Annotated in this window: 17 protein-coding genes and 1 pseudogene; 6 read left to right on the top strand and 12 right to left on the bottom strand. The window is 46.4% G+C overall.

Going from position 1 to position 18,407, the window contains the following annotated elements:
- Positions 1-118, top strand: a pseudogene (locus ACO0K1_RS18540) (IS30 family transposase); the annotation flags it as partial.
- A 46-nt stretch (positions 119-164) separates the two neighbouring features.
- Here the strand turns inward: ACO0K1_RS18540 and ACO0K1_RS18535 are convergent.
- The 5 genes from ACO0K1_RS18535 to kynB form a co-directional block, all read right to left on the bottom strand.
- Positions 165-791: a LysE family translocator gene (locus ACO0K1_RS18535; RefSeq protein ID WP_423028428.1), complete on the bottom strand. Its 627-nt coding sequence runs from the start codon at positions 789-791 to the stop codon at positions 165-167.
- Positions 792-948: 157 nt separating this feature from the next.
- A complete protein-coding gene (locus tag ACO0K1_RS18530) occupies positions 949-1,164 on the bottom strand; it encodes a hypothetical protein (protein WP_423028426.1) in 216 nt (71 codons plus the stop codon).
- A 465-nt stretch (positions 1,165-1,629) separates the two neighbouring features.
- On the bottom strand, positions 1,630-2,484 hold the full coding sequence (gene kynA, locus ACO0K1_RS18525) for a tryptophan 2,3-dioxygenase (RefSeq protein ID WP_423028424.1): 855 nt from the start codon (positions 2,482-2,484) through the stop codon (positions 1,630-1,632).
- Positions 2,485-2,615: 131 nt separating this feature from the next.
- Positions 2,616-3,896 carry a kynureninase gene (kynU, locus tag ACO0K1_RS18520; protein ID WP_423028422.1) on the bottom strand — a complete coding sequence of 427 codons (1,281 nt, stop codon included), beginning with the start codon at positions 3,894-3,896 and terminating at the stop codon, positions 2,616-2,618.
- A gap of 46 nt (positions 3,897-3,942) precedes the next feature.
- Positions 3,943-4,587 carry an arylformamidase gene (gene kynB / locus ACO0K1_RS18515; protein ID WP_423028420.1) on the bottom strand — a complete coding sequence of 215 codons (645 nt, stop codon included), beginning with the start codon at positions 4,585-4,587 and terminating at the stop codon, positions 3,943-3,945.
- Between the two features lie 363 nt (positions 4,588-4,950).
- On the opposite strand from kynB, the gene ACO0K1_RS18510 reads away from it, so the two are divergent.
- The 3 genes from ACO0K1_RS18510 (at position 4,951) to ACO0K1_RS18500 (ending at position 6,077) form a co-directional block, all read left to right on the top strand.
- Positions 4,951-5,430 carry an Lrp/AsnC family transcriptional regulator gene (locus ACO0K1_RS18510; protein ID WP_423028418.1) on the top strand — a complete coding sequence of 160 codons (480 nt, stop codon included), beginning with the start codon at positions 4,951-4,953 and terminating at the stop codon, positions 5,428-5,430.
- 42 nt (positions 5,431-5,472) lie between these two features.
- Positions 5,473-5,688, top strand: coding sequence for a DUF6500 family protein (locus ACO0K1_RS18505; protein WP_423028416.1), 216 nt, complete (start codon positions 5,473-5,475; stop codon positions 5,686-5,688).
- A gap of 92 nt (positions 5,689-5,780) precedes the next feature.
- The gene (locus ACO0K1_RS18500; protein ID WP_423028414.1) at positions 5,781-6,077 is read left to right on the top strand and encodes a cupin domain-containing protein; all 297 of its coding nucleotides are present in this window, start codon (positions 5,781-5,783) and stop codon (positions 6,075-6,077) included.
- Positions 6,078-6,148: 71 nt separating this feature from the next.
- Here the strand turns inward: ACO0K1_RS18500 and ACO0K1_RS18495 are convergent, their stop codons facing one another.
- A complete protein-coding gene (locus ACO0K1_RS18495; protein ID WP_423028412.1) occupies positions 6,149-7,279 on the bottom strand; it encodes a serine hydrolase domain-containing protein in 1,131 nt (376 codons plus the stop codon).
- A 270-nt stretch (positions 7,280-7,549) separates the two neighbouring features.
- Here ACO0K1_RS18495 and murJ point away from each other — a divergent pair, with 270 nt between their 5' ends.
- Positions 7,550-9,103, top strand: coding sequence for a murein biosynthesis integral membrane protein MurJ (gene murJ / locus ACO0K1_RS18490; RefSeq protein ID WP_423028410.1), 1,554 nt, complete (start codon positions 7,550-7,552; stop codon positions 9,101-9,103).
- 113 nt (positions 9,104-9,216) lie between these two features.
- Entirely contained in the window at positions 9,217-9,744 is a 528-nt protein-coding gene (locus tag ACO0K1_RS18485; RefSeq protein WP_423028408.1) for a hypothetical protein, read from the top strand.
- 199 nt (positions 9,745-9,943) lie between these two features.
- Here the strand turns inward: ACO0K1_RS18485 and ACO0K1_RS18480 are convergent, their stop codons facing one another.
- The 6 genes from ACO0K1_RS18480 to ACO0K1_RS18455 all read right to left on the bottom strand — a co-directional run.
- The gene (locus ACO0K1_RS18480; protein ID WP_423028406.1) at positions 9,944-11,218 is read right to left on the bottom strand and encodes a glycosyltransferase; all 1,275 of its coding nucleotides are present in this window, start codon (positions 11,216-11,218) and stop codon (positions 9,944-9,946) included.
- 46 nt (positions 11,219-11,264) lie between these two features.
- A complete protein-coding gene (locus ACO0K1_RS18475) occupies positions 11,265-12,797 on the bottom strand; it encodes a cryptochrome/photolyase family protein (protein WP_423028432.1) in 1,533 nt (510 codons plus the stop codon).
- Positions 12,798-12,818: 21 nt separating this feature from the next.
- Positions 12,819-14,192: a DASH family cryptochrome gene (locus ACO0K1_RS18470; protein WP_423028404.1), complete on the bottom strand. Its 1,374-nt coding sequence runs from the start codon at positions 14,190-14,192 to the stop codon at positions 12,819-12,821.
- Positions 14,189-14,335, bottom strand: a complete 147-nt coding sequence (locus ACO0K1_RS18465) for a DUF2256 domain-containing protein (RefSeq protein WP_423028430.1) — start codon at positions 14,333-14,335, stop codon at positions 14,189-14,191. The genes ACO0K1_RS18470 and ACO0K1_RS18465 overlap by 4 nt, the downstream gene beginning before the upstream one ends.
- A 16-nt stretch (positions 14,336-14,351) precedes the next feature.
- Positions 14,352-15,908: an FAD-binding domain-containing protein gene (locus ACO0K1_RS18460; RefSeq protein WP_423028402.1), complete on the bottom strand. Its 1,557-nt coding sequence runs from the start codon at positions 15,906-15,908 to the stop codon at positions 14,352-14,354.
- 1,126 nt (positions 15,909-17,034) lie between these two features.
- The coding region (locus tag ACO0K1_RS18455; RefSeq protein WP_423028400.1) for a DUF927 domain-containing protein at positions 17,035-18,407 on the bottom strand (1,373 nt) is incomplete at its 5' end.

Genomic DNA, 18,407 nt, shown 5'->3' with positions numbered 1-18,407 from the left:
ATGGGCGATGAACAGCTTAAATCATCGTCCCAGAAAATGTCTCGGCTTCAAAACGCCGCACCAAGTATTTATGAAGCAGTTACAATCGCATCAACATGTGGTTGCACTTCGAAATTGAATCCGCCATGTTTTTGCTTAGGCTTTTCTTTTTTTATGCAGGGAATTTAGCGTTGAGACAGCGCCAATTTCAGTGCTAAACCGGTAAACACAATCGCAGCTGTGCGATTCATCCAGCGTTGCGCTTTGGCGGAGCCGCGCAGACGTTGACCTACCGTCGCGGCAAAGTAGCTAATACTGCCGAAAGCGACGATGGTCGCCAAAATAAATAGGCAACCTAACTCGACAAATTGAAATGCTACCGAACCTCGTTCGGCAGAAACGAACTGCGGCAAAAACGCTAGAAAGAAGAACACGACTTTAGGATTGGTTAAATTCATGATGATGCCGCGCAGATATAAGTCTCGCGGACGTAAGGGGCTGGCGTTGATACTGGTATCGGCACTGACTGGTGCACGCCAGGCGCCCCAAGCCAGATAGGCTAGATAGGCGGCGCCAAACAATTTCAGGACTAGAAACGCCATTGCTGACGCAGCAAATACGGCGGCTAATCCTAAGGCGATCGCGATTGTATGTACGACCAGTCCGGTGCATAGCCCCAACACAACCAACATGCCCGCTTTACGACCTTGGGTCGCTGATTGCATGAGAACGAACACGTTATCCGGTCCCGGAGATAGGCCTAATAAAATAGACACGCCAAAGAATGTTAGCGCAGTTTGAAAGCTAAGCATGCAAATCCCCGAGAATAAAAGACCATTATCTAATATTTATTCTCGTGCTGCCACGCTTAAGTCGTTCACGCAAAATGAATGTATTCGTTTGCGTCAGTGATTGTATCTGTTGTGTCGGCGATTGTGTCAGTATTGACGAGCACAACCAAGCCAGGCTCTATCGATGTTGATTCGACCGAACCAGGACTCTTTCAGTGATTCGATTTGGTACGCCTTTGCCTTGCAAATACTCAATCGCGCAGCTCGTGCCGTAGGATTGTTGCAGGCTGAGTCCCATTTCGATATAACCAGCCGTTAGTTGATCGTAATTTGTTGATTCTTCTGCGATAGGCAAGAAGCTTGTTGTTGAGGGGCGTAATGCGGGGAAGATCATGTCAAACTCCAAATTCCAGTCATATTGCATTCGTATTGCCAACTAAATAGTGCGAGATTAGTGCGAAATATTTAATCAGTACTTATTCCATGCTAGTCATGCAGCATTGCAGTGCCGCAAAAATAAGAAAAGAAGCATCCTTGAATCTGCGCTGATTATAATCGCCTTATCGAAGCATAGTTTGCGTAGTTTCAAGAAATTATTCGTAGATAAGAGAAAACAACGAAAGCTGTGGCAGCTTGATATGCTATTTTTCTAAGTCGTTGCATAAATTGCATTGCAATGCAGCAAAACTGGTAATTTATTGCGTTTTTAATATTTTTTAATATTTTTTAATATTTTTCAAGGAAATTGAACAGCAAGATCGAATGTCTGCAATTCAGCTTATAACCGCAATTGAGAGGGGCGATGGGGAAGGGGGAGGGGACGGGCGGTTTGCTCCGCCCCTAGGCGACTGAGTGTTGATTACAGCGCAGTACGCAACGCAAACAGTTCCGGAAACAGCACAACGTCAAGCATCTTACGTAAATAGCTGACGCCTGCCGTGCCACCCGTACCGGTTTTGAAGCCAATAATACGTTCTACTGTTGTGACGTGACGGAAGCGCCAGATACGGAATGCAGTTTCCATATCGACCAGCTTTTCAGCCAACTCATACAAAGACCAGTGCTGCTCTGGCGCTTGATAAACTTGCAGCCATGCTGCCTTGACAGACTCGTTGGCTTCGGTTTTCTGGGTCCAGTCGCATTGCAAGCGGTCGGCGTCAATTGTAAATCCCTGGCGTGCCATTAACATAATCGCTTCGTCATAAATTGATGGCGTACGTAAAGCAGAATCTAGCGTGGCATGAATTTCTGGTTTGCTCTCATGGACATTCAACATGGTGGTATTTTTATTGCCGAGCAAATATTCCAATTCACGATACTGATGTGATTGAAAACCAGACGACGCCCCGAGGTAAGGCCGAATGGCCGTGTATTCACTTGGCGTCATGGTTGCCAATACGTCCCACGCATGAACGAGTTGATCCATAATCCGGGCAACACGCGACAACATTTTGAATGCTGGCGGTAAATCGTTGTTATGAATGTGTTGGCGTACCGCATGTAATTCATGCAGCATTAGCTTGATCCATAACTCACTCGTTTGATGCTGGATGATGAACAGCATTTCGTTATGATTGGGCGAACGTGGATGTTGTGCTGTCAAAATCTGATCCAAACCCAGATAATCGCCATAGCTCATGGATTCAGAAAAATCGAGTTGTGCGCCATGCCAGGACATCGGGCATTTACTTGCTTGTTCGTTGTTGTTGCTCATGATAATTCTTTCAAAATATTGTCAGTGTCGGGAACGTTGTAATAACAATGCCCAAACGTTGCCCGAACGTTGCACGATCTATGCTCGAACGATGCTCGATCGAAGCTATAGCGTCATCGTGACGTTGCCAATCAGGTCACGGCATTGCGTTGCAAGTTGGTGTCATAATCCTGTTTATCCAAAATGTCGCGCAGCGTCTCTACGGCGTCCCAAACATCAGCGTAACCAATATAGAGCGGCGTAAATCCAAATCGCATTATCGCTGGTTCGCGATAGTCACCAATCACACCACGACCAATTAATGCTTGTATTACTGCATAAGCATGCGGGTGTTTAAAGCTTGCCTGACTACCCCGTTGTTGATGTGTTCTTGGTGTGACCAGTTCCAGCGGATGCGATGCGCAACGCTGTTCAACGAGTGCAATAAACAAATCGGTTAATGCCAGCGATTTTTTGCGAATTGCTAGCATGTCGGTTTTACCAAAAATATCCAGACCACAACCAACCAGCGCTAGCGAGACGATAGGTTGCGTGCCGCATAAAGCGCGACGGATGCCAGGTGTTGGTGCGAAACCGGGTGCCATTGCAAATGGACTTGCATGTCCCCACCAACCTGATAAAGGATGATTGAACACGGCTTGATGACGTGTTGGTACCCAAATGAAAGCCGGCGCGCCCGGGCCACCGTTTAAATATTTATAAGTACAACCGACCGCAAAGTCGGCATTGGCTGCATTCAATTGCACAGGGACAGCACCTGCCGAATGTGCCAGATCCCACAAGGCCAGCGCCCCATGCTGGTGAATTAATGCGGTGACAGCCGTCATATCGTGCAGATAACCAGTACGGTAATTGACATGGGTCAGCATAACTAACGCAGTGTCATTATTGATGACGTTTGCCAGTTCTTCTGGACTATCAATTAATACAATCTGGTAGCCGCGATCGAGCCATTTGGTGATTCCTTCTGCCATGTAAATGTCAGTCGGGAAATTACTGCGTTCTGTAATGATGGTCTTGCGCTTGGTATCACTGGATTGGATTTGTAATGCCGCCGCAATCGCTTTAAATAAATTGATTGACGTCGAATCGGTGACCACGACTTCATTGGCTTCTGCGCCAATCAGCGGTGCTAGTTGATTGCCGAGTGAGGAGGGTAAGTCAAACCAACCTGCTTTGTTCCAACTGGTAATTAAATCAGTTCCCCATTCTTGAGTAATCACTTCTTGTGCGCGTGCCATGGATGATTTAGGCCGTGCGCCAAGAGAATTACCATCGAGATAGATTACGCCTTCAGGCAAAATGAAATCATTGCGTAGGGGCGCTAATGGGTCTTGCTGATCCAATTTTTCGCAATCAGCGCGGGTAGTTATGGTTGATGTGGTTGATGTGGTGGTTGTGGTTGTTGTCATCTTATTTCCTCAGAATCTAAGTACCTAAATATGGGGTGAATTACTTTTACATCGATGTCGATAAACCGCGCAAAACAGCACGAACCGGGCTGGCATCGAGTCCTGCGAGTTTGAGTGGCAAGCAAATCAATTCGTAATCGCCCGCATTAATCGCATCTAGCACAATGCCTTCTAAGATCGCCATGTCGTACGATTTCACGCATAAATGTGCATCAAGCGTTTTCGATTCTTGCGGATCTAACGATGGACTATCAATGCCGATCAATTTGACGCCATGAGCTGCCAGCAAGGCGATTGCCGCCGGGCTGACGAATGGAAAGTCCTTATCCCAGTGCATTTGCGGCGCGCATTCGTAGGTGCGAAATAGCACCCGTTGCGGTAACTGTTCAATAAACGGCAAAATGTGCTCAGGCAAGACTTGAGCCGCACCTATGCAATGGATCACGCGGCAAGTGCCGATATAGGTAGTAAGAGGCACTTCGTCAATCGCTTTGCCATCCGGGTCGTAATGCGATGGGGCGTCACAGTGAGCGCCGGTATGCGTTGACATCGTGATCTTGCTGACTTTAACGGGACAGCCGTCGGCAATCTGCCAGGTCGTTTCAGCGCTGTACTCGCTGTCCCCCGGCCAGACCGGAATTCCTGCTTGGATCGCAGGACTAATATCCCACAATTGAGATGACACCGACATAAAACCTCCCGTAAAAAACATGCAGAGATTTTATGCTGGAATCGTTGAATAATTCTTGCAAATTGCAGCGATAAAAAGATGATTTTTGGAATATACTGCGAAATAATCCTTATTTCTTAAAATATTTATCGCAAATTTGCTTTTGCATTGCATCAATACCTGATTTTGCACGTTTTCTTGGTGGAAAATTCTAATAATCGGCAAGCTAGTTGGTGTGCTGATCATTCAAACTGATATGGGTAACTTTGATGCATCTGATGCATCTGATGCATCCGTTAACGCTTGCTTGTTTTTATAGGATAGGTGGGTTGCACCCACCCTAAGAAAAGTGATTGGCGCACTACTTTTAACTGGAGTAAAAATATGCAGTTGGATGCTACTGACCTTAAAATTTTGCAGCAGTTGCAAGAAGATGGCCGTATCAGTAATCAAGAACTCGCAGACAAAGTTTTTTTATCACCGTCTTCGTGTTTGCGCCGTGTCAGAATGTTGGAAGAGGCAGGAATTATTCACCACTATTGTGCGGTCGTCGATGCGACAAAAGTAGGGCTTGAAGTGGATGCATTTGTGCAGGTGACGATGCGTCGCGATGTAGAGCAGTGGCATGAAAATTTTTCGCAGGCTTTGATGCAGTGGCCTGAAGTTATCGGCTCCTACATTATTACAGGTGACGCCAACTATCTGCTAAGGGTGAGAGCGCGCAATTTGAAACACTATTCCAGCTTTGTCCTTGAGCGCTTATACAAAACAACAGGGGTATTAGATATTCGTTCTAACATCGTCTTACAGACGTTAAAAGATACGCATCAGATTGCGACGGCGTTGATGAAAGATGTACTTTAAATTCATTAGCCTATTACCATGTTTTTACGTGCGAAGAATGGTATGACGTCAGAATTAAAAAATAAAATCATTGCGGTTTGCGATAAGAAAATAGCCCAAAAAGGACGTGAGGTTGGATTGTCGTTTTATGCTTTTTTTGCGAATAAAAACGATAATCCGACTCTGTTGATGGAAGCAGCGACTTGGTGGATCGCCACTCACAAGCTAGATCATTTTGAGAAAGCCATCAAGATCAGAACGATGGTGCAGGAGGATTAAATGGCTTTGACTCAGGGTATGGCATTCAAGGAGCAGTACGGGTTTCATCGGTTCTGCAGATTATTCAAATACTCTTGGAAAAGTAGTTGTAAATGGCTCACTTTAATTTAAAAAACCTGGCGACTGATTTACCACTTCCTTGGAGATCAACTATTGTCGGTCATGCTGCAGGGGCGAATGTAAAAGTGTTACGAATGGATGATGCCGCTTATCCAAATGAAACTCACGATTTTGATGAGGCACTGATTGTCATTGACGGACAGATGCATTTGCAGATTGATGGTGAGTTGGTCATTGTTTGTGCTGGCGAAATGTATTTAGTGCCAGCTAACGTGCCGCATGCAGTAGCCGTTGGCAGTCATGGCATTCTTGTGATTATTGACCTGTAGTTGCGGGGGCAACCCGTCATTATCAATTAACCGACAAGACCTGTTCCAGTTACCCTCCCGCGCAACGCACTTTATTTGCTCTGTAAAAGTGCTTTCAATAATCCAGCCGCAGGTCCTTTATTCGCCCACGTTTGCGTCAAATCGAGATCGCCATTGGTACTGACCAAAATAAGTATATTTCCGCTTTGCACGTCAACTAAATTTAAAATTCGAATACCAGCAATCCAACCTTGTCGTTCGACGATAACGGTGGGATTTTTCTCATCTGCGCCATGAAATGGATAGACCCAAACCCCAAGCGCACCGCCAACTGCATTCGGTTTGATCATTTCGGCACGAGACTTAGCGCTAATGTATTTACCTTTAATGAAGGCACGATCAAATGCCAGCAGATCCTTCAAAGTTCCAAACGACGAGCCTGCTGCACCATAACTGGCGAGATTCACTTCGGGCTCTGCTTGTCCACCTAAACTGCCGTGAACATGGTCTGGGTTATCGGGCATCGCTGCGGTGTAAAAGCCCGCATTAGTCATACCTGCAGGGGAAAAGATTCTTTGTTGCAATAACTGTGCAAATGATTGCTTCGTGATTTTTTCTAATAGCGCACCGAGAACCATGTAATCACAGTTGTTGTAATCGAATGTCGACCCAGGCTGGCTATTTGTCTGACCTGCACACATGCCGGTCGCGAATTTTTTCATATCATCGCCATTATTAGCGTTCAACATATGAAACGTTGGGACAGCGTTATCGTTAAACAGGCCAGAGTAATGGGTCATAAACTGGCGTATGGTTACAGCGCGAACGGCAGGATTGGGATAATCAGGCCAATAGGTTCCCAATGTTTGATCAAGCTGCAAATGACCTGCTTCGACCTCTTGCATCAGGATAATCGCGGTCATTTCTTTGGTAATAGAAGCAAAGCGGAATGTACGATTGACGTCCCCAAAATTGCCGATACTGGCTTTGTAGAGGAGTTTGTCGCCACGTGCCGCCAGGATGGCACCTTGAAAGCCCGTCTGCTGCAACGCGATGGACGCCGCTTCTAGGTCGCTGCTTGTGTTGGCGTTCGCTGCAAAACTTAGGTTGCTGGTGAAAACCATGCTGGACAACGCAAATGCGATTGTGCCTAAGTATTGGAGGCAAAAACGACGGTAAAAATGATTGCAAAGGTGGCGGCGATATTGTTGAAAACGGGACATGAACTTACTCCGGCGTGCGTGGTGTTGTCTGAGTAACGAGATATTCTGGGTACGGCCTAGATGATTACGGTCAACAGTGTAGCAAATCATAGGTAAAACGTGGTTACTGATCAGTAATAAATTGTTGAAATTATAATTAAACGATATTTAAATGAGCGTGTGTCATGAAAAGTTTATTTATGCCAACAGATCATCGTCAGTAAACCTTGTTGTGTTAAATCCAGAAGATCTTAAAAACATACGCTAACCTCCGATATATAATGCGGCACCATGAATTTAATCAGAACTCTCGCTTCCATTAGTGGCATGACTATGTTGTCGCGCGTTTCCGGACTTGCCCGGGACGTGCTGTTCACGACTTATTTCGGTGCCAATTCGATGACGGATGCCTACAATATTGCATTCCGTATTCCCAACTTATTACGCCGCCTTTTTGCAGAAGGTGCTTTTGCGCAAGCATTTGTACCGATTCTCGCCGAATACAAATCCCAGCAAGGAAATCAGGCGACCAAAGAGCTCGTCGATCATGTCGCAACCCTGCTGACCTGGGCTCTATTGCTGACCTGTGTGCTTGGAATCGTCGGTGCACCGGTTATTCTGTATTTTGCGGCGAGTGGCTTAGTCAAGAACGCCGAGGTATTTAGTGCGACAGTCTTGATGACGCGTATTATGTTTCCCTACATCGGGTTTATGTCGATGGTGGCATTGGCTGGCGGGATTCTGAATACCTGGCGCGAATTTAAGATTCCTGCCTTTACCCCTGTAATATATAACCTGACGTCGATTGCTGCCACATTATGGTTATCGCGATGGATGGAGCACCCGATTTATGGGCAGGCCATCGGCGTTTTTATTGGTGGCGTATTGCAGTTATGGATACAGGTTCCTGCACTCGTCAAGATCGGTATGATGCCACGTATCGGCTGGCGTCCGGCGACTGCCTGGCAAGATGAAGGCGTAAGGCGCATCGTACGTAATATGCTGCCCGCCATTGTGGCGGTGTCGGCATCACAGATCAGCATTTTGATTAACACTAGCCTGGCGTCTCGCATGGTTGCCGGTAGCACTAGCTGGCTCGCCAGCGCTGACCGGTTGATGGAATTTCCTACTGCTTTACTTGGCGTTGCACTCGGCACTATTTTGTTGCCTGGCTTATCCAAGGCCAATGCGGATGGCGATACAGCAGAATATTCGGCTTTGTTAGATTGGGGCTTAAGGCTGACATTTTTATTGGCAATGCCCGCTGGCGTGGCGTTGGCGACGATTCCTATCCCCCTGACAGCGACCTTGTTTCACCATGGCGAATTTGATGCGCATGCCGTTAGCATGACCTCAAATGCACTGATTTCGTATGGCATCGGCCTTATTGGTTTGATTGTTGTCAAAATCCTCGCACCAGGATTTTATGCTCGCCAGGATATTCGCACACCCGTTAAGATTGCGGTCAGCGTTATGATTGCAACGCAGTTAATGAATTTGATTTTTGTGCCAATGTTCGCACATGCAGGTCTGGCGCTGTCAGTTGGCTTGGGTGCATGTGTTAATGCGACGTTCCTGTTTATTGGGTTGCGTCGTCGAGGTATTTTTCATCCGCATAAAGGATGGGGAATGTTTTTGCTGAAGTTGTTTGCGGCCTTGCTACTAATGGCTTTCGTATCATTATGGATTTCTGACCAGTTTAACTGGCTGGCCATGCGTGCTACGCCCATCCTTCGCGCTGGTGCACTATTGATGTTGATTCTCGCCTCAATGGCAACTTACTTCTCCTCCTTGGCTGTGATGGGATTTCGCCCAAAAGATTTTCGTAAGGTTGCAAAGATTTAAAACGTGATGTTGCGACATACCGTTACAAGTTAGATTCATAGTCAGGTCATCGTTCGAGGCAAGCACTTCGTTGATGAACTATGTTTCTTGCGTTGTAAAAAAGGATGTCTATCATGAAAAAACTTGCCGTTGCAGCTTTTGCCCTTCTTGCCGCGGGTTCGGCCTTCTCACAAGGAGTCAACCTTGCGGTATCGGTCGGTGAGCCTGGCTTTTATGGGCAAATCGATATTGGGCATGTGGCACCTCCAGCGGTTATTTATGCGGCACCAGTCATTGTTGCACGACCAGTGGTGGGATACATTGCTGAACCAATTTATTTACGGGTGCCGCCAGAGCATTTCAGACATTGGAGTCGCTACTGCGATGCATATCGCGCATGTGGACGTCATGTGTATTTTGTCCAGGATAACTGGTATTCCAGAGTCTATGCACCGCAATATCGAGAACATGGTCGTGAATGGTACGGGGATCATGGACACGACCGTTACGAAGAACATGGTCGCTATGAGCGCCATGAAGATCGTTATGATCATCGTTATGAAACTCGTCGTGATGAGCGCCATGACGAAAGACATGACGAAAGACATGACGATCGCCACGATGGACGTGGTGATGGACGCGGTGAAAATCACTGGCGTTAATTAAATTGAGACGTCGATTTTTTTTAAATTAAAACATGTCAACGTAAAAAGTTTCAACGTCTCATTGATTTAACGTCTCATTGATTTAACGTTTCATTGATTCAACGCCTCAATAATTCAATTTCTTACAAAAAGAATTGGAACGACGATACTGAAAATACAGCAGAGACTCGCTGCATTTTGAATGACGGATTCAATTTCAAACTGCGAATCTTTGCTGTATTAAATTTACTGCTGCGTCGACACCATTTTCCTTTTTCATTGCTTCTGCAATGGACTTCGCTTTGAGGCTTAGTTCAGGGGAATTCAAGACAAATTGAATTTTCCGGGCAAGTTGTTTTGAAGTTAAGTTGCGTCGGTGAAGAAAGTCCCCCGCAATACCGACACGACGTAACTCACGTCCCCAATGCTCCTGCTCGCTCAAGTGAGTTACCACGATCGATGGCTTACCGGAGATTGTGGTGGATTGCGTGGTGCCGGCGCCACCGTGATGCACAACCGCTTGGCAATGCGGAAAAATCGCATAGTGTGGCGCTGCTGATATATAAAATATTTGATCGTTTGATGTAAATCCACAATCTGGCGACGAGGGGCTCTGAATAATCGCCCGACATCCTGCCAGGTTTGCCGCGTCCGTCAGGAGTCGCAGTGTCGCTGTTTGGTTGGCAATTTCATGCGGCATCCAGCTACCAAATGTCATGTAGACCGGAGGTTCACCCGCATCCAGAAACGATTTTAGCGAAGCTGGGATGACGCCCTCCATGGTCATATTTGGCGTGTCTAAAAAACCGCATACTTGCACTGAGGAAGGCCAGTCTGGCTGACGTTGGCAAAATTGCGGGCTTACTGCAAGTAGGGTCAGGTATGGTGACATCCATACCTGCGTCAAGATGTCCCGTGTTGGTTTCATGCCTAACTGCTGGCGCAGGCGGTTAGGGTAATGCAATAACACGCGATTAACGCTGAACTTGGTGACCCACCAGATAATACGATGCCCCCATAGGCCTAAGCGATTGAATCCTAGCGGGTTTGCGTAATCACTTGGTACGACGATATTGGCGAGTACCACGCTGATATAGGGCTTCTGTGTTTTTTCAGCGGCTACTTGTAGTGGATACATAAAGTAGTGACCGATCAACAGATCGTTGTCTTTACTCAGTTGCTGCGCTGCGACAAACATTTGATCTTCGACCGGTTCAAAGCCACGTTCTAAAATCGTTGCGATCTGTTTCATGGGATCGCGAATGTTATATGCCATCGTGGCGATTTTTTCAGCTTCTTCAATACTGATGACCGGCGAAGCAATAAGTGTAATGTTGACGCCATTCGTGGAGGTAATGTCCGAGTAAATCGCACTATCAAAGCAGGTAATCAACAATGTCACCTCGTGACCGGCTGCCTGCAAACCTTCCGCCAGTGCAAGAAATGGCCGGATATCGCCGTGACTCCCCCAGGTTTGCATACCTATTTTCATTTTGTCTCGCATTCAGGTGCGTAAAGTGTCAACTATGATTGAACGATCAAAGCTTATCCAAATTATCTAAGATTTTTTGTGCTTGATGTTTGAAATCATGGATGGTTTTTTCGTCCATTTTTTCAATTTGTCGATATGCCATACCAATGCGCGGGTTTTTTGCTAATAATCGTTTATTGCGCTCGAAAAAATCCCAATATAAGGCATTAAAAGGGCACGCCTTTTCGCCGATTCGTTGCTTTTTGTCGTAATGACATCCCTTGCAATAGTCACTCATTTTATCAATATAAGCAGCGCTTGATACATAAGGTTTGGTCGCTAATAATCCACCATCAGCAAATTGACTCATGCCTATCGTATTCGGAAGCTCGACCCATTCAAACGCATCGATATAGACGCCTAAATACCACTGATGTACGGCTTGTGGCTGTAGGCCAGCAAGCAGCGAAAAATTACCAATGACCATGAGGCGTTGTATATGATGTGCATGGGCTTGTTCCAGCGATTGGCCAATCGCATGCGATAGACAATTCATTTTTGTTTCACCGTTCCAGAACCACGACGGCAATACTCGTTGATGGTTAAAGAAATTCTTTTCCGCATACTCCGGCATAAAATTCCAATACACACCGCGAATATACTCACGCCAGCCTAAAATTTGCCTGATAAATCCTTCTGCCGCCGCCAGCGGTACCTTACCCTCGCGGAAAGCTGTTTCGGCACGATGAACTACTTCACGCGGATTGAGCATTTTGACGTTGAGGGCAAAAGATAAAAGCGAATGAAATAGTCGCCACGCTTTGCTACTCATCGCATCTTGAAAATCACCAAAAAAAGGCAGCCCATGTTGAATAAATGCATTGAGTTGTTCAAGCGCTTCCTCTCGGTTTAAAGGCCACGGAAATTCTCGCTCTTGCGGTCGCCCGAAGCTGGCAATGCCAGCGTTTACGATGTCATCCCACAATGCCGAATGATCATGCATAGTGCGAACATCCGCTGGTTCTGCGGGGGTGCCACGCCAGGGTTTGCGGTTATCGTGGTCGTAATTCCATTGGTCGCCAACCGGCTTTTTATCATCCATCAAGACCTGATGTTGAGTACGCATCTGACGATAAAAAAATTCCATCAACCATTGCTTGCGCCCCATAAAAATATCGGCTGCCTGATGGCGACTGGTATAAAAATGTTCGCTATCAACCATACGCCATGGGATGGAAGACATGCGACTATGTTTATATAGTTGCTGATCTAAGCGCCATTCGTCAGGCATTTGATATTCGACTTCCCTTGCTTGATAGGTCTCTATTAAAGCATCGAGGTTTGCCGGGATCGCATGCAGATTTGTTGCATCGTTGATGTGCACATAATGCACTTTATGTCCACGCTCTCTGAGTTGCTTTGCAAAATCGCGCATCGCAGCAAAAATAGCAAGAATTTTTTGGGCATGATGAAGTACATAATCAGTTTCTTGTCTGACTTCCATCAGAACATAAACGTGATTGTCATCGACCTCATGAAACCAAGAGTGTTGGAGATTTAATTGATCACCAAGGAGCAATCTTATTTTTGTCATCGCCATCGCCATTGTTATCGTCATTGATTAGTTAGTAGTCCACAATCGTTGATAGGAGCCGTCACTATCATGATCTTTTACCTGCTTTTGAATATTGAACCGGCGACCATTACGAGGGTCAGATCCGCGTCCCGCAATGTAGAGCCAGTTTCCTTGATTGCTATAAACATCGTAATCAATCAGTTGCGCTTCAAACCATGCTGCACCAGCACGCCAGTCGCACTGCAGGTCATAGATCAGAAAACTCGCAACGATTTGCCTTAGTCTATTTGACAAAGTACCGGTAGCACTTAATTCGGCCATGCCAGCATCCACGAGTGATTCCCCAGTTCTTGCCTGACACCAGCGATGGAAATTCTCCTGATAGTGGGATGGTACAGGTAACTCGCTGAGACCATGTGCAGTGTATAACTTGCGTCCGTATTTAAGGTGTAGCAAGCGAAAAAAATCACGCCATAGCAATTCAAACCAAATCCAATAGCTACTGTCATTGGCGCCATAGTCCGCTTCGAATTGTTTCAATGCTGTATAGATTTGGCGGGCCGAAAGGGCACCGGAGGCTAGCCATGGCGAAAACTTAGTCGAGTAGTCATGTCCTGTTAATTGATTACGGGTTTGTTTGTAGGTATGCGCTAATCCGCGTTGGAAATATTGTTGTAAGTGCGCATTTGCTGCTGTTGAACCGCCACCGAATGCTGGTTGGTAATACGGAAAAGATGAACGCGGGTCAAAGTGACATCCCGCGCCGGGCACATTTTTGTTTGCATCGACATGTTGCTCAGTCCGCTTCCAAATTTGCGCGATTTGGTGAAATTTTTCTGGCAATGGAGGGAGTAAGTGCGGGCGTCGAACAGGTGCAGGGGGAATAACTCCTGCGTTTTCGACCGCATGACGAAAAACGGTAAAAACTTCTGGTAGAGCATCTGCAGTGAAAGGAAGTGCTGCTGGCGCTAGCAGACTCGATTGCCAGGTCGTATTAAGAATCAAGCCATGACTGCGCAAGACATTGATTTCATCCTGTTCTTCGGGAGCAGCAATCTCTTCACAGAAAATTGTTCGCGTGTTGAATGCGAACGCCAATTCGGGAAGACAACTTACAGCGCTCTGTGTGACTTCAAGTAATTCGCTGCCATAAACGCGCAATTGCTGCCGCAAGTCAGCGAGTGCCGATGCCAGAAAAAACTGCCTATGGCCACTGCTGCGCGGCGTATCCCAACGCGTATCTGGATGCTGGATATGGCAATATACAAAGATAATCTGTGATGCACTTTGACATGCACTAACTAATGCAGGATTATCGTCAAGACGCAAATCATTGCGAAACCAGTAAATCGCTGTTTCCATCTTGTTGTTGGGTGTGCCGCTACCGTTGGTTCGTTCACTTGTTTTAGTGGGGCTCATAAAGATTGACCTTTGCTTTCACGCCGACATCGTTCTGAGCAATATTTGACTTCGTTCCATACTTTTTCCCATTTCTTTCGCCATGCAAATGGACGCATGCATTGCAGACATAGTTTGCTTGGCAGATCGGCTTTTTTTCGCATACGCATTTGATGAGCCTTACCAATCGAATTCTTGCTGTGCATTGATGGCCATCGATTTTAGTGGCGATGGAGAACGTGATTTTTTGGCTGTATTTTTGCGCGAACCATGCTTTTCCAGAATTGCCGCTTTGGCCACTTTAATATGTGTTTGCGCTCGTAATGCAAAAACCCGGGCTTTAGCCTCTCGGGTTGCCATTTCGAGATCGACAACTGGCGCTGGAATGTCAATACCGACTATGACATCACACGATGCCTGAACGTCAGGTGGCATGCGCCAGGGTTCGAATAGCCAGGTATCTGGAACACGGCGCATCGCCGGTAACCAGCGTCGCACGAAATGTCCCTGCGGATCGTGGTCGTAGGCTTGCTTAATCGGATTGTAAATTCGTGGGATGTTGATCCCTGTCGTGCCTGATTGCATTTGCATCTGGCTCCAATGAATGCCTGGTTCATAGTCTAAAAATTGACTGGCTAACCAGGAACCGACCGGGCGCCAATCTAACCAAAGTGGATATGCCGCTACCGAAACCAACATGGCACGCATTCTGAAATTGAGCCAACCAGTTTCCTTCAGCATGGTGACGCAAGCATCAACCAAGGGCCATCCGGTGCGGGCATTGGTCAAGGCATCAAAGTGACTTTGATTCCAGCTATTCTCGCGCAAACCATCGTAGCCACGGTGTAGATTACGATATTCGAGCTCCGGTTCGCTTTCTAATTTTTGAATAAAATGGCAATGCCAATATAGACGACTAATAAAGGCATTTAGTCCCTTTCTTTGGCGCTCAGCTTCTGGCGACAAAGATGCCATATGCAAGCGCGTCGCATGGACAATTTCTCGCAAGCTAACGCAACCAAAAGCCAAATACGGCGATAATCGCGAGCAGGCTGTGGGTGCTGATAGTGGCGACGAAATACCCCCGCGATATTGCTGACTACGCTGATGTAAAAAGCTAGTCAGGGTCTTTAAACCTGATTGACGGCCACCACGTTGTCTTTGTGGCGGATCATAAGGGTTGAGACCGAGTTCTTCAATGGCAGGCGGTAGTTGTGGCGGCGCAAAACCAAGTTGAAGTTGTATAAAATTGTCGGCAGACAGAACTGGCATAGGGATACATTCTTTGTCGTTATGTGCATTCCAATTTTTCTGCCATTTATCCCGAATTTTTAATCGGCGTACTACGCCAAATTGAGGGAATTCGTGCCATGTAATTTTCTGCTCGTTGCACCACTTCGCGAGTGCAATATCACGTTGGTAGGTGACTTGATTGCCGGTTTCTTCATGTGAATAAATGCTTGTAAACGGTTGATGCGAATGTAGTGTATTAAATACCTCAGGAACTTCACCGGTGACAATGTGTAACTTTCCTCCGGCATCACGCAATGCCGCATACAGCTCACGCAAGCTTTCTAATAGAAACTGGTAATGTTGATTGGCCACGTCGTCCTGTGCCCTGATTGAGGGCTCGACCACGTACAAACACAGCACAGCCCCTCGGCTGACTGCAGTATGAAGGGCAAGATGATCATGCAAACGCAGATCGCGTTTGAACCAAACGATGCTATATGTCATCCGCGTATTATAGCAATGGACGGAAAATCGCATCGTGGCGGACTAAATTCCGCGTCCTGAATGCCGTAGTGCGCTCAGGTATGAATCGCAGGACTGTAGGTATTAAAAAAGCCCCTAAGTAATTGATAACTTAGGGGCTTTTTAGGCAAACTTGATCGTAGTTTGCGGTGTTCATGGCGAATGGGGAAGTCGAATAATGCCTTGAAACCCGCATGAATAAAGGACTTTTAATTTTAAAAAATCAAAAATACCGTCATAGATACCGTCAAAAAGTTTTTCTTAGATCGTTTTAACTATTTTCGTCTCCTATTCGTATCTGCATCATTAAAAAATATGACCCCCAAGCAATCAAGCTAACTAGCTAAATTCTGGGGTCATGGCACCCGTGTATATACGACATGAAAAAGAACCTAGAAAAGGCTTGTACAGTTTGCTCTTTAACCAAAGGAAGGAAGTGAGTGACAGCGAAAAATCTGGCGAAAATTCGGGGTCTTCGCGCCCTCGTTGGCCTGATCAAAAAAAGGACCCGTGAATTTTCTATAGGGACTCCTCGAATCAAACACCAATCTTATAATGATCTTTCTGCCGTTCAGCACATTAACAGAGACCGCCAACCTTTGGTCGCTCAATGGCTTTGCATCTAAGCTGTCAGCGTTGTCCGGCAATGAAAAATATGTGAATCCTTATTACCGGTGCAGCTTTGCAAGGCTTTTCCTCTTGAAAGCCTTATGTTTATTGGCTTTGAGTGAAACCTATATTTGGTGCAGCTTTCAAGGTATTTTAGGTCTGAAAGCCTTATGCGGTGCAGGCTTGTATAAATTCCAGAAAATCAGGCATAAAACGAAATGAAGTAGGAATGGATACGTTTATAGTTGTGACGGTGTGGCAACCTCAACAAACGAGCCGCAAACCCGCATGGATATTAGTTCTACGTGGAACACATGCAAGGTGTTCCATGCGGCTCTCAATGTGTGACGGTGTGGCAGAGTGAACAAATACAGAAGTCCATTTTAAACGCCTGCACTATTGGGCGTTTCTGGCATACCTGTATACCTAATCAGTCATTTTTCTGCGCGGGGGGAAACCCACCCCCGGCCACATCAAGGCCGCGCCGCCTCATTGTGCATTAGCTCAATAGTGAAAACAGCTTATCGCTAGGAATTTTATAAAAACGTGATTTCATACCGGCGAAGCGTTCTACAATACTCGTCTTTCCTTGGTTGTCTTTCTCAAATACGCCCATATCGGCCATCTTTGCAGCTACTAGACGCGCATCATAGCCTTTGCACACTTCGTCTTTAAATACTTTTGGCAATAAAAAATATTCAATAATTGCTCCATCGGCCTCGTCTGGATGCACTTTGTCGCCATATTCTTTGTGCCAGTCAGAATTGCTCTTGATCGGATTTCCAGCTCTGCTCAACACTCGTTTAAAACCTGCCTGATTAATCGTTTTTGGAGAATGGTCATCCATTGCTCTATGCGCCCAAGCAAAACGAGAATCACCATTGACCTGAATAAAATCAGGTAACAGCGCCAACATTCTATCTTGCTCGATATCGCCTGCGGTGCCACGACTCGCCAGCCAATCGTTAAAACAAGTGCTTGCCGCTTCTGTGGCCTCTCCATCTACCCACCCAGTAACACCGGCAGCCGTTGCTAACTCACCACCGGCCGCAACCAATGAGAAAAAATCTGATACCCGCTTTACTTGGCCGTGCGCATTTGCAGGACAAAGCTTTTTCGTTGTTTCGCTGATCGTCTGCGCCAGCACATCACCCAATTGCGCTACGTTATCTACAAGCCATTCAATGAAGGCAAGACCTGCTGTGCCGTGATACTGCTGCACCATGCTTACTAAATGCCGTGATAATGCCGCTCCATCAGCGAAGGTATGTACCGTATCGAATAAGCCCAATGACTTACCAGCATCAGCATTGATATGTGCCATCCTTACATCTTGGCCGCCTTTCGTGGTCTTGCCTGCCTCTGCCATTTTTGCTTCTAAGGATAATTCGCCATCACTGATAAAAATCAGCCGCCATGTCGCTATCTTTTTGGCTGTTGCGTTTTGTGTGGCGCGGCCTTTGCCTTTTTCATTACTCAGCATATACGCGATATTACCCACCATCTTAGGGTCTGCTTGTCCTAACTCGTCCAATACCAGCAAAGCATCTGAGTGCTTTTGTGCCGTTGCTTCTAACGAGTTATCGGTAACATGCCAACTTTGGGCGTAGTCAGCGCCGCCAAATACTGACGCGGCCACTTTCATGGCTGTACTTTTTCCGGTTGAACTACTACCCATTAAATGCAGCCCGAAACTCTGCACCTTTGCATGATTTAGCAGTAGGGATGCAAAGCCAGCCGATACAAAAAACGCGAGTTCAACTATGAAGTGCAACTGAAGATAAATGGTTAAAGGTGGGAAGATGCAGTAGCATCCGGCCTTCCAGACCTCCAAGTCAAAGTTGCCCGAAATGACATACACACATCTTACCC

The sequence above is a fragment of the Undibacterium sp. SXout20W genome, assembly GCF_049340285.1.
Taxonomy (GTDB): domain Bacteria; phylum Pseudomonadota; class Gammaproteobacteria; order Burkholderiales; family Burkholderiaceae_D; genus Undibacterium.
The sequence above is the reverse complement of the archived record's forward strand: the minus strand, read 5'-3'. Positions and strand labels throughout refer to the sequence as shown.

Bases quoted from the DNA above. Each gene is read 5' to 3' on its own strand.
- ACO0K1_RS18505 (WP_423028416.1), top strand. From the start codon at position 5,473: ATGACGTCAGAATTAAAAAATAAAATCATTGCGGTTTGCGATAAGAAA.
- kynU (WP_423028422.1), bottom strand. From the start codon at position 3,896: ATGACAACAACCACAACCACCACATCAACCACATCAACCATAACTACC.
- ACO0K1_RS18460 (WP_423028402.1), bottom strand. From the start codon at position 15,908: ATGACATATAGCATCGTTTGGTTCAAACGCGATCTGCGTTTGCATGAT.
- ACO0K1_RS18475 (WP_423028432.1), bottom strand. From the start codon at position 12,797: ATGGCGATGACAAAAATAAGATTGCTCCTTGGTGATCAATTAAATCTC.
- ACO0K1_RS18480 (WP_423028406.1), bottom strand. From the start codon at position 11,218: ATGAAAATAGGTATGCAAACCTGGGGGAGTCACGGCGATATCCGGCCA.
- ACO0K1_RS18500 (WP_423028414.1), top strand. From the start codon at position 5,781: ATGGCTCACTTTAATTTAAAAAACCTGGCGACTGATTTACCACTTCCT.
- ACO0K1_RS18485 (WP_423028408.1), top strand. From the start codon at position 9,217: ATGAAAAAACTTGCCGTTGCAGCTTTTGCCCTTCTTGCCGCGGGTTCG.
- kynA (WP_423028424.1), bottom strand. From the start codon at position 2,484: ATGAGCAACAACAACGAACAAGCAAGTAAATGCCCGATGTCCTGGCAT.
- ACO0K1_RS18470 (WP_423028404.1), bottom strand. From the start codon at position 14,192: ATGAGCCCCACTAAAACAAGTGAACGAACCAACGGTAGCGGCACACCC.
- ACO0K1_RS18530 (WP_423028426.1), bottom strand. From the start codon at position 1,164: ATGATCTTCCCCGCATTACGCCCCTCAACAACAAGCTTCTTGCCTATC.
- ACO0K1_RS18465 (WP_423028430.1), bottom strand. From the start codon at position 14,335: ATGCGAAAAAAAGCCGATCTGCCAAGCAAACTATGTCTGCAATGCATG.
- ACO0K1_RS18510 (WP_423028418.1), top strand. From the start codon at position 4,951: ATGCAGTTGGATGCTACTGACCTTAAAATTTTGCAGCAGTTGCAAGAA.
- murJ (WP_423028410.1), top strand. From the start codon at position 7,550: ATGAATTTAATCAGAACTCTCGCTTCCATTAGTGGCATGACTATGTTG.
- ACO0K1_RS18535 (WP_423028428.1), bottom strand. From the start codon at position 791: ATGCTTAGCTTTCAAACTGCGCTAACATTCTTTGGCGTGTCTATTTTA.
- ACO0K1_RS18495 (WP_423028412.1), bottom strand. From the start codon at position 7,279: ATGTCCCGTTTTCAACAATATCGCCGCCACCTTTGCAATCATTTTTAC.
- kynB (WP_423028420.1), bottom strand. From the start codon at position 4,587: ATGTCGGTGTCATCTCAATTGTGGGATATTAGTCCTGCGATCCAAGCA.